This window comes from Parasaccharibacter sp. TMW2.1882 (assembly GCF_023337635.1).
Lineage (GTDB): Bacteria > Pseudomonadota > Alphaproteobacteria > Acetobacterales > Acetobacteraceae > Bombella > Bombella apis.
This window is the reverse complement of record NZ_NWUT01000001.1, coordinates 84,880-101,833: the sequence shown is the minus strand read 5'-3', so window position 1 is coordinate 101,833 and position 16,954 is coordinate 84,880. Positions and strand designations below refer to the sequence as shown.

At 58.0% G+C, this 16,954-nt stretch carries 18 protein-coding genes and 1 tRNA gene; 6 read left to right on the top strand and 13 right to left on the bottom strand.

The features are described from left to right. Positions 1 to 121: 121 nt before the first annotated feature. Positions 122 to 1,927 (bottom strand): ABC transporter ATP-binding protein/permease, encoded by a 1,806-nt coding sequence (locus tag CO583_RS00525; RefSeq protein WP_052349037.1) that lies wholly within the window; start codon positions 1,925 to 1,927, stop codon positions 122 to 124. Positions 1,928 to 2,099: 172 nt separating this feature from the next. On the opposite strand from CO583_RS00525, the gene CO583_RS00520 reads away from it, so the two are divergent. Both CO583_RS00520 and CO583_RS00515 read left to right on the top strand, forming a co-directional pair. After that, the gene (locus CO583_RS00520; protein ID WP_244978044.1) at positions 2,100 to 2,936 is read left to right on the top strand and encodes an NUDIX domain-containing protein; all 837 of its coding nucleotides are present in this window, start codon (positions 2,100 to 2,102) and stop codon (positions 2,934 to 2,936) included. A gap of 85 nt (positions 2,937 to 3,021) precedes the next feature. Beyond that, the gene (locus CO583_RS00515; RefSeq protein WP_043561113.1) at positions 3,022 to 4,137 is read left to right on the top strand and encodes an AI-2E family transporter; all 1,116 of its coding nucleotides are present in this window, start codon (positions 3,022 to 3,024) and stop codon (positions 4,135 to 4,137) included. Positions 4,138 to 4,148: 11 nt separating this feature from the next. Here CO583_RS00515 and CO583_RS00510 read toward each other — a convergent pair. From CO583_RS00510 to CO583_RS00480, 7 genes are all read right to left on the bottom strand, one after another. Beyond that, a tRNA-Pro gene (locus CO583_RS00510) sits at positions 4,149 to 4,225 on the bottom strand. A gap of 75 nt (positions 4,226 to 4,300) precedes the next feature. Next, a complete protein-coding gene (locus CO583_RS00505; RefSeq protein ID WP_248630527.1) occupies positions 4,301 to 5,998 on the bottom strand; it encodes a MerR family transcriptional regulator in 1,698 nt (565 codons plus the stop codon). Beyond that, complete coding sequence (locus tag CO583_RS00500) at positions 5,995 to 6,306, bottom strand: integration host factor subunit alpha (RefSeq protein ID WP_043561110.1); 312 nt, start codon at positions 6,304 to 6,306, stop codon at positions 5,995 to 5,997. The genes CO583_RS00505 and CO583_RS00500 overlap by 4 nt, the downstream gene beginning before the upstream one ends. Before the next feature lie 107 nt (positions 6,307 to 6,413). Next, entirely contained in the window at positions 6,414 to 7,409 is a 996-nt protein-coding gene (locus CO583_RS00495; protein WP_081563496.1) for a beta-ketoacyl-ACP synthase III, read from the bottom strand. 8 nt (positions 7,410 to 7,417) lie between these two features. Continuing rightward, positions 7,418 to 8,521 (bottom strand): phosphate acyltransferase PlsX, encoded by a 1,104-nt coding sequence (plsX, locus tag CO583_RS00490; protein ID WP_043561104.1) that lies wholly within the window; start codon positions 8,519 to 8,521, stop codon positions 7,418 to 7,420. A gap of 108 nt (positions 8,522 to 8,629) precedes the next feature. Beyond that, positions 8,630 to 8,836, bottom strand: a complete 207-nt coding sequence (rpmF, locus tag CO583_RS00485; RefSeq protein WP_043559883.1) for a 50S ribosomal protein L32 — start codon at positions 8,834 to 8,836, stop codon at positions 8,630 to 8,632. 220 nt (positions 8,837 to 9,056) lie between these two features. Beyond that, complete coding sequence (locus CO583_RS00480) at positions 9,057 to 9,659, bottom strand: DUF177 domain-containing protein (protein WP_166651601.1); 603 nt, start codon at positions 9,657 to 9,659, stop codon at positions 9,057 to 9,059. A 185-nt stretch (positions 9,660 to 9,844) separates the two neighbouring features. Here CO583_RS00480 and CO583_RS00475 point away from each other — a divergent pair, with 185 nt between their 5' ends. Beyond that, on the top strand, positions 9,845 to 10,465 hold the full coding sequence (locus CO583_RS00475) for an outer membrane protein assembly factor BamE (RefSeq protein WP_373364574.1): 621 nt from the start codon (positions 9,845 to 9,847) through the stop codon (positions 10,463 to 10,465). A gap of 87 nt (positions 10,466 to 10,552) precedes the next feature. Here the strand turns inward: CO583_RS00475 and CO583_RS00470 are convergent, their stop codons facing one another. Continuing rightward, positions 10,553 to 11,041, bottom strand: a complete 489-nt coding sequence (locus CO583_RS00470) for a MarR family winged helix-turn-helix transcriptional regulator (RefSeq protein WP_052349035.1) — start codon at positions 11,039 to 11,041, stop codon at positions 10,553 to 10,555. A 253-nt stretch (positions 11,042 to 11,294) separates the two neighbouring features. Between CO583_RS00470 and rpsU the strand changes: the two genes are divergently transcribed. Next, positions 11,295 to 11,498: a 30S ribosomal protein S21 gene (gene rpsU / locus CO583_RS00465; protein WP_026294133.1), complete on the top strand. Its 204-nt coding sequence runs from the start codon at positions 11,295 to 11,297 to the stop codon at positions 11,496 to 11,498. Positions 11,499 to 11,580: 82 nt separating this feature from the next. Here rpsU and CO583_RS00460 read toward each other — a convergent pair whose 3' ends face one another. Next, a complete protein-coding gene (locus CO583_RS00460; RefSeq protein WP_103765588.1) occupies positions 11,581 to 12,993 on the bottom strand; it encodes a glycosyltransferase family 39 protein in 1,413 nt (470 codons plus the stop codon). A 9-nt stretch (positions 12,994 to 13,002) separates the two neighbouring features. Beyond that, positions 13,003 to 13,467 carry an Lrp/AsnC family transcriptional regulator gene (locus tag CO583_RS00455; RefSeq protein WP_043559880.1) on the bottom strand — a complete coding sequence of 155 codons (465 nt, stop codon included), beginning with the start codon at positions 13,465 to 13,467 and terminating at the stop codon, positions 13,003 to 13,005. A gap of 297 nt (positions 13,468 to 13,764) precedes the next feature. Between CO583_RS00455 and trxB the strand changes: the two genes are divergently transcribed. After that, positions 13,765 to 14,736, top strand: a complete 972-nt coding sequence (trxB, locus tag CO583_RS00450; protein ID WP_103765589.1) for a thioredoxin-disulfide reductase — start codon at positions 13,765 to 13,767, stop codon at positions 14,734 to 14,736. 283 nt (positions 14,737 to 15,019) lie between these two features. Further along, the gene (locus tag CO583_RS00445; protein WP_052349033.1) at positions 15,020 to 15,964 is read left to right on the top strand and encodes a LysR family transcriptional regulator; all 945 of its coding nucleotides are present in this window, start codon (positions 15,020 to 15,022) and stop codon (positions 15,962 to 15,964) included. Here CO583_RS00445 and CO583_RS00440 read toward each other — a convergent pair. Together CO583_RS00440 and CO583_RS00435 are read right to left on the bottom strand one after the other, a co-directional pair. Continuing rightward, entirely contained in the window at positions 15,945 to 16,232 is a 288-nt protein-coding gene (locus tag CO583_RS00440; RefSeq protein ID WP_103765590.1) for an HU family DNA-binding protein, read from the bottom strand. The two genes, CO583_RS00445 and CO583_RS00440, sit on opposite strands and share 20 nt — an antisense overlap. Before the next feature lie 133 nt (positions 16,233 to 16,365). Beyond that, positions 16,366 to 16,848: a MucR family transcriptional regulator gene (locus CO583_RS00435; RefSeq protein WP_086431465.1), complete on the bottom strand. Its 483-nt coding sequence runs from the start codon at positions 16,846 to 16,848 to the stop codon at positions 16,366 to 16,368. Positions 16,849 to 16,954 lie beyond the last annotated feature (106 nt).

Here is a 16,954-nt window from a genome sequence, read left to right as displayed (position 1 = left end):
ATACTGTGATACGCAGGGCCGCAAGGCAGACCTGCATGTTCCGTAAATAAGGCGGGCTTATGACTTACTGACGCTGATACGTCAAGTCTTTCCTGCCTTTCATACCGACAGAAGCAGCCCGCTACCCCTCTACATCCGAATGACTTTCAACGGAACCCCTTCTTGCCTGCAATCTCCACATTCCTGCATAAATGCCACCTTTTTCCAACAGCTGGCGATGGGTTCCCTCTTCCACCACCTCTCCGTTCTCCATCACAAGGATATGGTCTGCCCTCTGTATCGTGGAGAGACGATGGGCGATCACGAGCGTTGTCCTGCCAGAGGAAAGGCTCTCCAGCTCTTTCTGGATGGCCTCTTCCGTCCGACTGTCCAGGGCACTGGTGGCTTCATCCAGCACAAGCAGGCGGGGATTGCGCAGGATGACACGGGCAATCGCCATTCTCTGCCTCTCCCCGCCCGACAGCCGCACCCCCCGCTCACCGACCAGTGTATCGAACCCGTCCGGCAGACTGTCCACAAAAGGACCAAGCTGGGCCGCCTCGGCTGCCTGCCTGACCTCCGCCATGCTGGCCCCTGCCCGCCCGTAAGCAATATTCTCGGCAATCGTGGCATTGAAGAGTGAGGTCTCCTGCGCCACCACGCCGATCTGCCCCCGCAGGGCATCAAGCGACAGTGCCGGAAGTGGCACACCTTCCATTCGCACGGTTCCTTCCAGCGGGTCATACAGCCGGCTGACGAGCTTCGCCACTGTGGACTTTCCGGACCCGCTCCGCCCGACAATGGCGAGCATTTTCCCTGCCGCCAGCGTGAAACTGACATGACGCAGGATCAGCCGCTCCGGGTCATATCCGAAAGAAACATGCTGCATGTCCAGCGTCACGCCATGTGCCTGTCCGGCAGGCAGGGGGACAGGCGCTGGCGGAGACTGTATCTCTGGTACCAGCCCCATCAGCTCCAGATAGGCTTCCATGTCGACACGGGCATTGCGCCAGCCTGCACCGACATAATTCAACGCCCCGACCGAGGCATAAACACTCCGGAGATACGTGCCCATCAACACGAATTGTGCAACACCGAGTCGATGCGCATGAATATCCCGTATGGCCATCCCCAGCAATACAGCCGTGGCGAGGGCAATCAGACTGTTGCGAATGGCCTGGGAACCTCCAACAAGCCCCTGCAAACGGGCCTCGGCCGTGCGCAGCGCCTGCCAGGCCCCCTCCTGCCGTCTGCATTCATGGGCGGCATTGCCGAACATGCGGACAATGTCCGCATTGAGCAGACTGTCCACCAGATGCCGATGTGCATGGTTGTTCGCCTGATTGCGCTCCCGTCTGGCCTGCATCCGCCAGCGGGTAAACAGGAAAGAAACAGCGGAATAGAGGATCAGCGTGGCACACAGCAGCACCAGGTACCAGCCATCAAAAACGCGCAAGACGACCAGAAAAGTCAGGGCCAGCCCCAGAAGGTTCGGCATGACGTTGGAGAAGGTCATGTCAACGATCATGCTGGCAGCATCAGCGCCACGATCGATGATACGGGTCAGCGCACCTGTCTGCCGCTGCTGATGGAACCGGGCCCCCAGCTGATGGACATGCTCCAGCCCCAGCAGGCTGATCCGCTCCCGCAGGGCCGTCCTCACCGGCACCATGAGCAGGCTGCGCAACGGCCCGGCCAGAGCACCTGCCATGCGCAGGACCGTATAGGACGCCAGCAGGGCCATGACCGCCGCCATGACCGCTTCCTTCCCCGAAAGCCGGGCCACCATGTCGCTGAACAGCCAGGGTGTGGCAACGGCCGTCACACTCTCTACGACCAGCAGAACACAGGAACAGAAGAAGCGCAGAAACCAGCTCCTCAGGGAAGCCGGGCGAACCAGCCGCCAGAAAGCCCGCAAAGGCAGATGTCCGATCTTTGTTGATGCCATAAAAACCTGATAGATGATCTGCTGCCATGTCTGGCATTGTTGCCGGAGGAGCTTTTACACGGTCCTTCCCATCCTGCCAGCCTTTGCCAATTGAATGATGCCCCAGAGACAGGCAGGCTCTCCGCTGCTGTCCGTCCTCCGTGCCATCATGAATGAACATCAGAGAGAACCCATGCTGTCCTCCGCTGCCTCTCCCTTTCTCCGCCATATTGAGCGGTGCCGCAATGTCACCCTCCCGGCGGGGCGCATCCCCCTGCTGCATGACGGCCTGTCCATCGGTCTGGTCGACCCTGCCTGCCTTGGCTGGCTGGCCGCTCCTGCCGAGATGGGCCTGCTGGAAATAGGGGACGGGCACATCACCCTGCCCGATGGACAGGGGCTGTCCCAGATAAGCCACATGCTGGCCGAGCAGGAACGCTATGTGCCCTTCCATGAATGGTTTGATGTCCGCTCACCTGATGGAACAATCATCGGGCAGATTGACCGGGCTCTGATCCCGGTTTTTGGTGTGGAAGCTTCTGGTGTCCACATGAATGGCCTTGTCCAGAAAAAAACGGGGCTGCACCTCTGGGTTGCCCGCCGCAGCCCACAGAAACGGCTGGACCCAGGCAAACTCGACCATCTGGTTGCCGGCGGGATGAGCAGCGGCCTCACCCCAGAGGAAACACTCGTCAAGGAAGCCGGAGAAGAAGCCTCCATCCCCACCGCCCTTGCCCGGCAGGCCCGCCACGCCAGCACGCTCCATTACGCCATGACACGTCCGGAGGGGCTGCGACGCGACCGGCTTTACTGTTACGATCTCATGCTCCCGGAAGATTTCGTTCCCCAGGCCAATGATGGTGAAGTGGAATCCTTCCATCTCATGCCTGTCGAAAACGTCTTCCAGCTGGTCCGGGACACAGACGATTTCAAATTTAACGTTAATCTTGTCCTTCTGGACCTTTTCCTTCGACTTGGGATGTTCGATAAGCAGGATAGTCTGATTCTGGCAGAAACTTTACACGGGTGACCCCACATGACCACCCTTTCCAGACCAGCCCACTGATGTGGCTGCTTCATTCCATTCTGGCACGCTGACCGAGACACCACGCACCATGACCCATCCACACCACAGAACCACCCAACCGCTGCGGCTCTCTCCGCCCTCCAAGACCCTACAGAAACGGGCCCGTGGTTTTCTGGCACTGTTTTTCGTGCTGGCAGCCCTCTGGACACTCAGACACATGCTGCCAGCTCTCCTCTGGGGCGGCATCTTCGCCATTGCCCTCTGGCCGCTATACAAACGCTCGACAAGGCGGTTCGGCCACACGATATGGCTTCCCCTGCTCTTTACCGGTGTACTGGCGCTGATCTTCCTCGTCCCTGTTTCCTTCATCAGCATCAAGACGGCTGACGAAATCCATTCGGCTTTCCTGTGGCTTGATACGATCCGCCATCAGGGGCTGCCGGCCCCCGCCTGGCTGGACCGCCTGCCAGTGGCTTCCGGACCGGCCACCGCCCTCTGGACCGAGCATCTCAGCAATCCTGATGCCCTGAACGATTTGTTCCATTCCCTGAATCTGGGACATGGCATGGCCGTGGGCAAACAGTTCGGTTCGGAAGTCCTGCACCGGGGAATCCTGTTCGGCTTCTCCATGCTGACACTTTTCTTCCTGCTGAAAGATGGCGACAGCATCATCCGGAAATGCATGATCGGCTCGCAGCGTCTCTTCGGAGCGCAGGGAGAAAGCCTTGCACGACAGATTGTTGCTTCCATTCATGGCACGGTTTCCGGCCTGGTTCTGGTCGGGCTGGGTGAAGGGGCCATCATGGGCGTGTGCTACGTGGTTGCCGGGGCCCCACAGCCGCTCATCTTCGGGCTGGCGACAGCCATTGCGGCCATGGTCCCTCTGCTCGGCTGGATCGCCGTGACAGGCGTATGCCTGCTGATCGCCTTCAAAGGTAGCATGCTGGCCGCCGCCATCGTCTGGCTGATTGGTGCGGTCGTGCTGTTCGTGGCAGACCACTTCATTCGCCCTGTCCTGATAGGCGGCAGCACGAAAGTCCCATTCCTCTGGGTGTTGATGGGTATTCTGGGCGGTGCGGAAACATGGCAGCTGATGGGCCTGTTCATCGGACCAGCCATCATGGCAGCCCTGCACCTGCTCTGGACACTCTGGACCAGCAACAAGGTTTCTGGCCAGCGTACGGGACATATTGTGAGGGAGTGAACCGCAGGAGATGGTCGGGCAGGCGGGATTCGAACCCACGACCCCCAGTCCCCCAGACTGATGCGCTACCAGACTGCGCTACTGCCCGTCGTCCTGCGGTGAGGAAGCTCTAGCAGCCCCGGCCCATTCCTGCAATGGCCCGGGGCTTTTTTTTAATATTTTTTCAGAGGGTAAGGGTTTTTTTCATCTCGGCCAGCTCGCCAAGAAGATCATGCAGCAGCCTGTCCAGCTCATCCTTCCGCCGGACCTGGAGACGGTTTTCCATATCCTGGGCTGTCAGCTTCTGTTGCAGGACAACGCCTTCCCCCTCAAGGGTACGGATACGTTCCACTGCCTCGGCATGGCGTTCACGCTCACCGGCAAACCCGGCCTGCGCCTGCTTCAGCTCGCCATTTTCCGCTTCAAGATGCTCCACCCTGCCAACGATGACAGCCTGTGCTGCCAATTTTTCCTCACTCTCTTTCAGGGAACGCTTGAGACGGACATTTTCATCCTCAAGGGACTGCATGATCAGAACAGACTGTTCCAGCTTCCGCACAAGCTCCTGCCGCTCTGCCCCTACAGCCTCCAGACGACTGGCAAGCTGTTTCTGCTGGGCAGCGCCTTCCGACTGCAAGGTCTGCACCTGCTCATGCTCTGCCTGCAGGGTTTTCAACTGCCCCTGAAGAGCCTGCACCTCATTCCGCCTGGCTTCTTCTGCCAGCACCTGTTTTCTGGCGTCAGCTTTCAGCCGATCAACAGTTTCCCGCAAAGACGCAGCCTGCTTTTCCAGTTCCTGCTGTCTGGCCTGACCCGCTGTCTGTCGCTCCATGGCAGCCCTGTGCAGTGTCTCGATTTCAGCTTCCAGCCCCCGGCACCGTTCTGCCTCAGCACGGGCTTCTTCCAGCTCCCTGCTCAGGGTCTGTATCCGCCCATGTTCGACCTGCATGTCGGCCAGCTTGACCCGCAGCCCTTCCAGCTGGCTCAAACGTTCCTTCCGGGATTCTGCCTCTTTCTGATGCTCTCTGGCTTCAGCCATCAGGCGATCAACAGTTTTCTGCAACTCGGCGTTACGCTCTTCCAGAACACGTCCCTGAGTGGCTTCCGTTTCACGCTGCTTCTGCCCAGCCGCACGCAGCGCCCCGTTCTCGGTTTCAAGACGCCTGATGTCCGCCCGTACGGCCTCAAGCTCCTCATGCAGGACCGACGCCCTGTCACGCTCCGCCCGCAACCCGGCAAGCTCTGATCGCAGCGTCTCCAGCTGGAGCCGCTGCTCCTTCCCATCGGCAACCGCCTGCTGATACGTGGCCGTCTCCGCCGTCAGACGCTCAACCGTTTCCTGCAAAGCCAGATTCTCTTCTTCCAGCTCTGCAACATAACCACCCTTTGCGTCCTTCTGAGGCTGCGGGGCAGACCGGGACTGCTCCAGCGCTTCCTTCAGGGAAGCATTCTCATCTTCCAGTGTCTTGAGGGAGAGCGCAATCTGACCAAACTCCTCAAGACGATCGCTGAGCGTTCTGTTTTCCTTCTGCAACTCCTTCAGCTGGTCAGGTGAAGAGGTTTCGCCGTGACCAGCTGTCTCCGCCCCGCCCGAGACGGAAAGCGGCGTGCCATCACTGATAATCCCCTCACGCTTCAGCAATGGAACAACCTCATGGCTTCTGGCACCATCCTGATAAAGGAGCCGGGCGATATTGCGCACGACCGTGACAGCCTGCTCATCGTAATAACTCTGCCCGTCTTCACCCTGCTTTACCCTGAAAACAGGATAAAGACTTTCCCATGAATGCAGACGGTACAGAGGCAGCCCCAGCTCCCCTGCAACGCTGATGGCTGTCCTCAAGCCCCCATGCTGAGGCTGAGATGAATCAGTGGACATCATTGATGGGCATCCTGAGCTGATGGTCTGCCATTGACGCTGTCCCGCAGAAGACGGGATGGCCGGAAGAACGGCACACGCCGGGCCGAGATGATGGCCTCTTTCCCTGTCAGGGGATTCCGCCCCAGACGGGTTGCTTTATCCCGTACAGCGAACGTACCGAAGCCGCTGATCTTCAGCGACTTGCCCTGCTCAAGAGTCTGGATGAACAACTCAAACATTTTCTCCAGAAACAGGGTAGCCTGCTGCCGGGAAAAGCCATGCTCCTCCTGGAGGAGCTCTATCAGATCAGCGCGTGCAATTGTCTCCATAATGGGAAAAGGTATCACGAGCCATCTGATTAGCACACTGAAAAAACGAACTCCCCTGCATATAAATCAGGGGAGTTTCAGAAGCGCTGTTTCCGCCTGGAAAGGCCTTACATTCTCACCAGAGCAGACCCCCATGTAAGGCCACCACCAAGGGCCTCCATGAGGATCAGATCGCCCTGCCTGATCCGCCCATCCCGGACCGCTTCATCCAGAGCAAGGGGGATTGATGCCGCCGACGTGTTGGCGTGCCTGTCTACCGTCACCACGACACGATCCGACGGCAGGGCAAGCTTCTTGGCCATGCCATCAATGATCCGCAGATTCGCCTGATGCGGCACCAGCCACTGGATGTCCGTGCCCTTGAGACCGTTTGTCTCCAGCGCTTCATCAACAGCAGCAGCAAGGTTGACGACAGCATGACGGAACACCTCCCGCCCATGCATTTTCAACGCCACCTTGCCAGACGCACAGCCAACGGCACCATCAACATAGAGCAGATCACCCAAGCGGCCATCTGCGTGAAGATGCGTGGACAGGATACCCTCTCCCTCACCTGCGCCTGCCTCGAGCAGGACCGCACCAGCGCCATCCCCGAACAGCACACAGGTGGAACGGTCTTCCCAGTCCAGAAGACGGGAAAATACCTCCACACCGATCACCATGGCACGCCTGACCTGACCGGAGCGGATCATGGAATCAGCCACTGTCAACGCATACACGAAACCAGAGCAGGCTGCGCTGACGTCAAACCCGAAACCACGTTCCATGCCCAGAGCCGCCTGAACACGTACGGCAACGGAAGGGAATACCTGATCCGGCGTTGATGTTGCCACGATGACGGCATCCACATCATCTGCTGTTCTGCCAGCATGTTCCAGCGCCCGCTGGGCTGCCAGATGCGCAAGGGATACGGCGGATTCATCGCCAGACACAATATGCCGCTGACGGATTCCGGTCCTGGTCCTGATCCACTCATCCGACGTATCAAGTCTGAATTCGGCAGCCAGCTCCTCATTGCTGAAAGCACGCTGCGGAAGGGCACTGCCGACACCTGTCAGACGGGCACCCGCTGCCGCTCCCCGGACCTGTTTATCCTGCGCCATGGAAGACGTCACTCCTGCTCTCTGCTTTCTCCAGACTGCCCCAACATGCCGAGCTGATCCAGACGATGGCGGATCTTGTCATTCAGCCTGTTTTCCACCGCATCCACGGCAACATCCACCGCAGAGGCGAAACCCTCGGCATCTGCCCCACCATGTGACTTCACCACGATGCCATTCAGCCCCACAAAAACGGCGCCATTATAGCGGCTGGGATCGATCCATTCCTTCATGCGGCGCAGACCGGGGCGGACCAGAAGGTAGCCGATCCGGGTCAACCAGCTACTCATGAACACGCTCCTGAGCAACCCGAAAGCCAGCTTCAGCGCCCCTTCACCAGTCTTCAGTGCCACATTGCCCGTAAAACCATCCGTCACGACAACATCGGTCACACCGGCGGTAATGTCATGCCCCTCCACAAAACCGTGGAAACGGTCAGACAACACACTGTCCCGAAGGCGCTCGGCAGCCTGCTTCAGGCGTTCGTCGCCCTTCAGCTCTTCCGAACCAACATTGAGCAGCCCGATGCTGGGCGCCTTGAGGGACAGGGCCGCCTGTGCGAAGGCCTCCCCCATGATGGCGAATTCGACCAGATTGCGGGCATCGCATACGATATTCGCACCCAGATCGAGCATGACGACATCACCACGGGCGGATGGCTGGACAGCCGCCATGGCCGGGCGAGAAATACCGGGCAGGGCTTTTACGATGATCTTTGCCAATGCAAGCATCGCACCACTGTTCCCGGCGGACACGACGCCACGAGCCTCACCAGAGGCAACAGCCTCCATGGCGACCCGCATGGAGGATCCCCGCACGCGAAGCGCCGCAGTGGGTTTCATCTCCATGGGAATGCTTTCCGGCGCATGGCGCACGGTGCAGATTCCAGAAAGTTTGGGATAATTTACGAGTGATGCGTTCAGGACCTTCTCATCACCTATGAGAAGAATCCGGATGTCCGGGTGACGGATGGCCGTCATCTCCAGTCCCGCAAGAACGATCTCGGGGGCGTTATCTCCCCCCATGGCATCAACGGCCAGAGTAAAAGGAGCCGGGGATTGTGCAGCCTGCTTTTCGACTCCACCCTCAGCTCTGACGCCAGACGCCTCCGTCATGAGTGCAGCCCCCAGAAATTCCTTGTTTTTCCTGCTCAGGCAGGATGCACGAAAATGCAACCCCGGACCGGAAGCCCGGGGCGGCAGTATCCCTCAGGATACGGGCAATCAGGCGCGAACGGCTGTCTTCAGCGCACGGCCCTCTGCACTGACAACCTCACGGCCATCATAATGGCCACAATGGCTGCACACATGATGCGGACGCTTCATCTCGCCACAGTTGGCGCATTCAGCATGCGCCTCAACACGAAGAGCCTGATGGCTGCGACGCATGCCACGACGGGACGGCGTAGTCTTTCTCTTAGGGACGGCCATGGGTATCTGCCTCTCACTGGGTTGCGTATCCGGCTTCTGCTACCGCACGGCGCGGCCTCAAGCCAGAGAAATCTCATTAGGTCTTCACCACCGCCATAAGCCACGGTGCTCAGGCGTGGGGCTCTAGCAGAGAGAGCATCTCTCTGCAAGCATCAATGCCACTACGGCATCGCTCCTTACTCCCTGCCTTTACCAGAAAGGCGGAAAGATTACCACTCCTTCACGGCTCCTTCCTGAGTTTTTTCAGCACGTCAAAAGGATTTTCCCGGGCTGCGCCGGGCCGTGCATCCAGCTCATCATCAGACGGTGTGACCTCCACGAACTGCTCCAGCCCTGCTCCTGCCCGCCGCGGATAAGGAGTCAGGCAGAGGGCCAGCTGTTCTGCTGCAGCCTCGCCCAGATCAATCATGCGGCCATCATAAGGAACATCATCGGCATCTTCCTGAAGAAGAGCCTCAATATCGATATCCTCTTCATCAGGCATCTCGGAAACCGGGACGAAACGTAGACTGAACGGCTCGTCGATCACCTCTTTCACCGGTTCACCCGTGATGATGCAGGCCTGCTCCACCTCCGCCCGGATATGACCTTCCGCCAGTACGATATTCTCCGCCCCCCGCCTCAGCGCAAAAGTGCAGGACAGCTCCTTCAAAGACAGAAGACCAAAGCGCTTCCGCAGACCTTCCCTCTCCTCAGCATTGGCCTCCACATGCTCTTCAAGAGGGCGGCCCGTCTTTGCCAGTGGAATGCGGCGCGAGAACTCTGGCGCAATCCTTTCTTCTGGCTGTGTTCCGGCGTCTGCTCTGCCTCCAGATGACATCATGACCTCACGATAATTTACCAGGGTGCCTCTTTCAGAAGGGGCTGACGCCATGAAGTCAAGCCTAAACTGCTGCCGGACAGCCACAGCCCGACAATCCACGAAAAAGATTGACATGCTGCCCTCTCTGAGGCACCGGAAAGAGCACGTATGGCTTGCCCGCATATCATCAGGACAGTTTGCCCTTCATGACCAGCTTCTCTACTGCCTCCACCCCGGACAAGAGCTCCCCCTTCCCCCGTCTGGCCCGCTTCATGGCACTGCGACGCCGTTGCTGGACAGGCCTTCTGGCCGGTGGGGTGCTGATGCTCAGCGGCTGTGAGGCCATCAGCCCGCCGCCCATCCCGCGCGGGGCGCTGATCGAGAAACTGGATTATGACCAGCTGGTCCTCAACTCCAGCACCCAGAATGATGCCCTGAGCATACTGGGCTCTCCGACAGCCCATGCAACCTTCAATGACAATACATGGATCTACATTTCCATGACGAAGGACCTCGTGCCGCTGGCTCATCCGGTTGTGGACAAGCAGCAGGTCCTGGTCCTGAATTTCGACAATGCTGGCGTTCTCCGCAAGATGAACGTGCTGGACAGGCATGATGCCATCCGTGTCTCCATGGCAGGCGGAGCTACACCGACACCGGGCACGCATATTTCTGTTCTGCGGGAGCTGCTGGGCAATGTGGGCCGCTACAACCCGATGAGCAGCATGGGCAGCACCTTCGGCGGACTGGGAAATGGTGGCATGGGTGCCGGCCCGATGAGTGGCCAGGGCACCGGCAATGGGGGCGTCGGCAACTCGATGCCCTGATCCATCCAGCAGCCTGGTGACGGGCTAACGGGCTGAAAAATCCTTTCCATGAAGGGGAAGAGTCTTTGTCCGGCTCTTCCCCTTTTCTTATCCCCCCTCCGAGAGCGGCCCGCCATATTCGGCAACATGCAAGACCCTGCGGAACCCATCAACAGCGGCTCCGTCAACCTGCCTGTATGCCCGTGTCAGGACAGTGCGAATGGCAGCAAAAAGTTCTGCCTCAAGCTGTCTGCCCTCATCTGTCAGAAAAACGGGCCGCTTCCTCCGGTCCCCTTCATCCTGTTTCTGCTCGACCAGTTTTTTCGCTTTCAGCTCGCCAAGAGCCCGGCCCAGCGACTGTTTGGTAATGCCAAGCCGCCTGCACAGCTCACTGGGCAGCAATCCGCCATGGCTGCCCAGAAAAAACATGATCCGGTAATGGGCAGGCCCCAGACCGTGAGAGTCGAGCCCTCCTTCACAAGCAGCGGACAGGGACCGCCAGAGGGCCAGGAGCCCCTCAAAGGACTGCCTGATGGAATTTTCACGCAGATACAGGTGCGCATCCACCATGGTACGCCTGTCATTCTGTACCCCCATCCCGTCCTCCTCCTGTTCACCACACACTCATCCACATGCACCATACGCCCACCAGCCATGAGGAACCATCAGACAGGCGAAATAATCCACAGATAAAGAGGGCCTCCACCCTTTATGCCCATCAGAAACTATTGTCTGTCGTTTTGGAGTATGATAGGCCACTTCACACTGTAATCGGATCCGCGTCCTTCAATGGGTGATGCTACAGACACCGCTCGGGAAGGATCAGAACCCCAAAGGAGATGACGACACCGTGCAGGTTCTCGTTCGTGATAATAATGTTGACCAGGCGCTGAAAGCCCTCAAGAAGAAAATGCAGCGCGAAGGCGTCTTCCGTGAGATGAAGCTCCGTCGCCACTTTGAAAAGCCATCCGAGCGCCGCGCCCGCGAGGTTGCCGAGGCCGTGCGTCGCGCCCGCAAGATGGAGCGCAAGCGCCTGGAGCGCGAGGGCTTCTGAAGTCAGCCTGTTCGTATTTGTACGAATGAGAAAGCCATCCATGTTCGGATGGCTTTTTTCATGTCTGCCTTCATGCCGCCCATCAAGGCCGCTGCACGATCCAGCCGGAAAGGTCGTGCCGTTTTTCCAGCAGATAGACCCTTACAGGCCGCTTCCTGTCCTTCCGCCATACGGCCCAGCCGCCTGCGGGCACCGGTCCATACCGACCATCCTTCAGATACAGGACCGTCCTGACCGTCTCATGAGGAAGCCCTGCCACATAGCCCCATCGGGAATCCTTTCCCAGCACCGCAAGACCTTGCGGTTTCTGAAACGCCAGAATTGAGGCCAGGGCATAATCGTCCGTTGCCAGACATGAAATCCCTGCCTTTTCGGCCTCTTCTGCGACCGCTGCTGCCAGATCACTCCAACCTGCCCCCAACCTTGCGATGGGATCCATATGCGGGGGCAGTGGCAACCATCCCGTCAGACACTGAGCATAGACCAGAACCGTGCAGATGCCCCCCGTCATACAGGCTCCCCTGAGCCGACCCGCATAAGCGGCCCCGGCCAGGATAAGGGCTGGATACAGCACCCAGACCCAATTGGGCTGGACACGCTCTCCCGTCACATTCACCAGAAACAGCAGCAGCGCAGGAGCGGACAGCCACAACAGCACATGCTGCCCATGGCGGGCACGCCATAGCCCCATGAAACACAGGACAGCAACCCAAGGGGTCAACAGGGCCAGCTGCCCCGCCAGCAGTTCCCCCAGAAACTGCCCGGCCCGTTCAGGATGCCAGTACGAAGCCCGTCCGCCCTGTTTCAGCAAACCCGCCCAGCCATGCCTTTCATTCCAGACCAGGGTTGGCAGCACCATGAGGGCTGCTGCCCCTCCCCCCAACCAGGGGCCGGCCATACGCCAAGCCCCCCGGCCGCCAAACAGAACAAACCCCAGCAGACCGAGCCCCGGCAGAAGAGCCGTGTATTTGGAATCGGCTGCCAGACCAAGACCAATACCGCACAGCACCCACCAGCCACAGGCTGCCGCCCCATGGGACTGCAGGGCTCCAGACAAAGCCCATAACATCAGACAAAGGAAAACAAACAGAGGGACATCTGGCGTGGCCGGAACAAGCCCCACAGACGCCATCAGGGTCACATTCAACAGTAGAATCGCCCGAACTCCCACCCTGTCACGAGAAGGGAAAAAACGACGGGCGGCCAGAAAAAGCCATATGTTGGCACAGACAAAACCGACCAGACCACAGAACCGTACGCCAAACGGCGTATCCCCCCACAAGAGGGTTCCCAGCCGAATCCACAACGCCACCATGAAGGGATGGTCCAGATACCCTGCCTGCATATGGCGGGACCAGAGCCAGTAATAGGCCTCATCAGGTATGAGAGGTACTTCAGCAGCCAGAAAAAGCCGCACCATGAACCCCAGAGCCGCACAGCAGAACAGGATATGCAATGGCTTCCAGCGCCTGAAAAAGCGGACAGGTTTCAGCATGATCCGCTCCTAGAGCGGAACGCCGGCTCTCTCACAGCTTGTCCTGATGACCTGGAAAGTCTGTACCCGTACGACGTGCGTTACCTCGATCAGGTCCCGTGTCAGACGATTCTGATGTTCCGCATCCCGGGCCATGAGACGGAGGAGGAAATCCTCCCCTCCCCGGATCATGTGGCATTCCTGCGTTTCCGGCCATTCTGCGACCAGGGCCTCGAACTCTGCCAGCACGGCACCTTTCTGGCTGTCCAGCCCGACCAGAACAAAAAATGTGATGGACCAACCCAGCATCGCCGGAGCCAGCGTCGCATGATAGCCTTGGATGAGCCCCATCTCCTCCAGCCGCCTGACACGACGCAGACAGGGCGGCGCAGAAATTCCCACCCGTCGGGCCAGCTCCACATTGGTAACACGGCCATCCTGCTGGAGCTCCGCCAGGATACTGCGGTCAATCTCATCAAGGTCTGCAATGCTCATATGGTTTCCAGCAACTCTGCTCACAGAACCCCCATGCGGCCCGGATGGGGAACGGGCTCATCCGCAGGGGGTTATCCCCGCCTGTATAGACTGATCTTTCTTATGTGAAAACTCTTCCCATGGAAAAGAGAAATAATATTTCGTTTCTTCGCAAGATAATTATTTTTACCGAAATCTTTCATATACTATATCTGTTATCCTCCAGCCCGTAGCGGACCTAAGATCACCCCGCCCCTTCGAAACCATTCCTCTCATCCCCCTAGCCGGGAAGATGATCCCTTTACCACGGAGCTTTCAATGGCAGAGACACATCATACCGACATGCTGATCGTCGGGGCCGGACCGGCAGGCTATACAGCAGCCATCTATGCCGCCCGGGCTGGCATGCAGCCTCTTCTGGTTACCGGCATGCAGCCCGGTGGCCAGCTGACCATCACGGATGAAATCGAAAATTTTCCCGGTTTTGCACAACCTGTCCAGGGGCCATGGCTCATGGAACAGATGCGGGAACAGGCTGAACATGTCGGGACGAAGCTGCTCTATGACCTCATCACGGAAGCCTCCCTCAAGCAGGGCCCTGATGCAGAAGGCTATTTCCACCTGAAAGGGGATTCTGGCGACCTGTTCCTGGCACGTACAGTCGTCATTGCCACGGGCGCCCAGGCCAAGTGGCTTGGTCTCGATTCTGAAAAGAAATATCAGGGTGCTGGCGTGTCTGCCTGTGCAACCTGCGACGGCTTCTTCTACCGCGGCAAGGACGTTGCCGTCATAGGCGGGGGTAATACGGCCGTGGAAGAAGCCCTCTATCTGACCCACCACGCCTCTACCGTGCATCTCATCCACCGGCGTGACAGCCTGAAAGCCGAACGCATCCTCCAGAAGCGCCTGCATGACAATCCCAAGATCAAAGTTCACTGGAACCGGTCTGTCCGCGAAATCATCGGTGAAGGTTCACCCGCCGTCGTGACGGCCCTTGAGCTGACAGACACGCAGGATAACACGAAAACGGAGCGTCTCGCCGTGGATGGCGTGTTTGTGGCCATCGGCCACAGCCCCAGCACAGGCCCCTTCCGGCATGAAGTCCTCTGTGATGAAGAAGGCTACATCACAACCCAGCCGGGAACTGCCTCAACGTCCATTCCCGGCATCTTCGCAGCCGGCGACATTCAGGACAAGACATACCGTCAGGCTGTCACGGCTGCCGGTACGGGCTGCATGGCCGCTCTGGAAGCGGAACGTTACCTTGCCGAAAAAAAATATGGTGCCTGACAGACCTGCACAGGGGCAGACCATCTCTCATTTTCGCCTTGCTGAAAGATGATCTGCCCTCTATCAGTCAACACTAGCTAAAATGGACTAAACTCTAGCCTTTTCATGGCCTTTCATCTTCATTTAACGAAAATATAACCAACTTTAGAGGCATTCTGCCCTTGACCGATCGTTTCTTTTCGGGAATTTTTCATGAAATAGATAGACGGTTAAGGTTACGATGCGGGGCGTTATGAGCAGAGCTGGCCATGATTATTGCGAAGGGGCGTACGGGAATCAGAAAATGGACTGGGACAAACTCCGTATCTTTCATACCGTGGCGGAAGCCGGCTCCTTCACTCATGCCGGTGATCGTCTCAACCTGAGCCAGTCTGCTGTCTCCCGGCAGATTTCTGCACTGGAAGACGTACTGGGCGTGCCTCTCTTCCATCGCCACGCCCGTGGGCTTATCCTGACCGAGCAGGGCGAGGTGCTCCACCGCACGGCCCGGGAGGTCTTCTCCAAACTAGCCCTGACCCAGGCTTTCCTGAGTGAAAACAGGGAGAAAGCGGCCGGGAAGATCAAGGTCACGACCACATCAGGCTTTGGCCTCTCTTGGCTGACACCCCGTCTCCATCATTTCATGGAACGTCATCCCCATGTGGAAGTCACGCTCCTGCTTGAGGATTCCGATCTTGACCTGAGCATGCGGGAAGCTGATGTCGCCATCCGTCTCCATCCTCCCACCCAGCCCGACCTCATCCAGCGTCACCTGGCCAGTTTTCACATGCCCATCTATGCCAGCCGGGAATATCTGGAAGAACACGGTACCCCCACCACACTGAAGGATCTGGCCGACCACAATCTGATCGGCTTTGCTGGCTGGCACCTTCCCCTACCCCATGTAAACTGGCTGATTGAACGGCTCGTGAAGGACAAAATCATCCTCCACCCCAAGGTCCGCCTTGCCGTCAACAACATTGCGGCGGTCGGCATGGCCATTGCGCAAGGCAACGGCATCGGAACCCTGCCTTTCTACACGGCTTCCGCCCATCCTAACCTTGTCCGTATTCTCCCAGATGTGCATGGCCCGCTGGCAGAGGCGTTCTTTGTCTATCCGGAAGAGCTGAGAAGCTCCAAAAGGATTTCAGTCTTCCGGGACTTCCTGCTGGAAGAACTCAATACGGCCCGTACGGGGAAAGAAACCCCCTCACATAGCGCAGAGCCGTTCATTTCTTCGGCTGATTGACCCTCTCGCGCAGGTCTTTTCCAGCCCGGAAAAAAGGAACACGCTTCGCCCTGACAGCCACTGACTGACCCGTTCTCGGGTTCCGTCCCTGATGGGCAGTGTGCTGGCGTGTTCCAAAACTGCCTATGCCACGCAGTTCGGCCCTGTTCCCTGCTGCAAGGCCAGAAGCGATACGGGAAAATATCCCATCAACAGCCTGATCAACCTTATCTCTGGAAACACCCTCCAGGCGGGAGGTCAGTAAAGCGACAAATTCCGAGCGTGTCATCCAAACTCTCCGTCACTGATCATTCTTCCGAAGAGTGACAATAGGACGCCAGAAACGTCAAGAAAAAATGCTCTACTATGAAAAAAGCCGGGTTTACGCCCGGCTTTTTTCAGATTGATGTTAATAAACGGTTTCAGTTTTTACTGCCATTATCCCGTTTATTCTCGGCTGAGACACCAATATTACGCCCGAGCCCAATCGTTCTGGCCAGCTCGGACCGCCGTGCAGCATAGGCTGGCGCCACCATCGGGTAATCCGCAGGCAGACCCCACTTCTCCCGATACTGGTCCGGCGTCATGTCATACGTGCTCTTCAGGTGCCGCTTCAGCATCTTCAGCTTCTTTCCGTCTTCCAGACAGACGATATAATCAGGGTAGACGGACTTGCGCACGGGCACGGCCGGCTGCTGCCGGGTCTGCTCCACTACGTCACCGCTTTCTCCCCCCTGCCCGGCAAGTGCCTCATAAACCTGGCGGATCAGTCCCGGCAGGCTGTCAGCAGAGACATCAGAACCAGTCAACTTTGCGACGACAATATCAGTCGTCAGCTCCAGCAGCTTTCTGCGCTCTTCATTCGGGGCCGTCTGAGTTCCTTCAGCCTGAGTATTGTCCGTCATTGAATAACCTTTGCAGCTACAAGTCTTCAGCAGAATTTTCAGAAAAGTTTTACTATTTTTCCTTTAAACAAAAAAGAGAAATATTCCACGATAATGAAAAAAATAT

Coding starts and splice junctions, on each gene's coding strand:
- CO583_RS00525 (WP_052349037.1), bottom strand. CDS start 1,927: ATGGCATCAACAAAGATCGGACATCTGCCTTTGCGGGCTTTCTGGCGG.
- CO583_RS00520 (WP_244978044.1), top strand. CDS start 2,100: ATGCTGTCCTCCGCTGCCTCTCCCTTTCTCCGCCATATTGAGCGGTGC.
- CO583_RS00515 (WP_043561113.1), top strand. CDS start 3,022: ATGACCCATCCACACCACAGAACCACCCAACCGCTGCGGCTCTCTCCG.
- CO583_RS00505 (WP_248630527.1), bottom strand. CDS start 5,998: ATGATGTCCACTGATTCATCTCAGCCTCAGCATGGGGGCTTGAGGACA.
- CO583_RS00500 (WP_043561110.1), bottom strand. CDS start 6,306: ATGGAGACAATTGCACGCGCTGATCTGATAGAGCTCCTCCAGGAGGAG.
- CO583_RS00495 (WP_081563496.1), bottom strand. CDS start 7,409: ATGGCGCAGGATAAACAGGTCCGGGGAGCGGCAGCGGGTGCCCGTCTG.
- plsX (WP_043561104.1), bottom strand. CDS start 8,521: ATGACGGAGGCGTCTGGCGTCAGAGCTGAGGGTGGAGTCGAAAAGCAG.
- rpmF (WP_043559883.1), bottom strand. CDS start 8,836: ATGGCCGTCCCTAAGAGAAAGACTACGCCGTCCCGTCGTGGCATGCGT.
- CO583_RS00480 (WP_166651601.1), bottom strand. CDS start 9,659: ATGATGTCATCTGGAGGCAGAGCAGACGCCGGAACACAGCCAGAAGAA.
- CO583_RS00475 (WP_373364574.1), top strand. CDS start 9,845: ATGACCAGCTTCTCTACTGCCTCCACCCCGGACAAGAGCTCCCCCTTC.
- CO583_RS00470 (WP_052349035.1), bottom strand. CDS start 11,041: ATGGGGGTACAGAATGACAGGCGTACCATGGTGGATGCGCACCTGTAT.
- CO583_RS00460 (WP_103765588.1), bottom strand. CDS start 12,993: ATGCTGAAACCTGTCCGCTTTTTCAGGCGCTGGAAGCCATTGCATATC.
- CO583_RS00455 (WP_043559880.1), bottom strand. CDS start 13,467: ATGAGCATTGCAGACCTTGATGAGATTGACCGCAGTATCCTGGCGGAG.
- trxB (WP_103765589.1), top strand. CDS start 13,765: ATGGCAGAGACACATCATACCGACATGCTGATCGTCGGGGCCGGACCG.
- CO583_RS00445 (WP_052349033.1), top strand. CDS start 15,020: ATGGACTGGGACAAACTCCGTATCTTTCATACCGTGGCGGAAGCCGGC.
- CO583_RS00440 (WP_103765590.1), bottom strand. CDS start 16,232: ATGACACGCTCGGAATTTGTCGCTTTACTGACCTCCCGCCTGGAGGGT.
- CO583_RS00435 (WP_086431465.1), bottom strand. CDS start 16,848: ATGACGGACAATACTCAGGCTGAAGGAACTCAGACGGCCCCGAATGAA.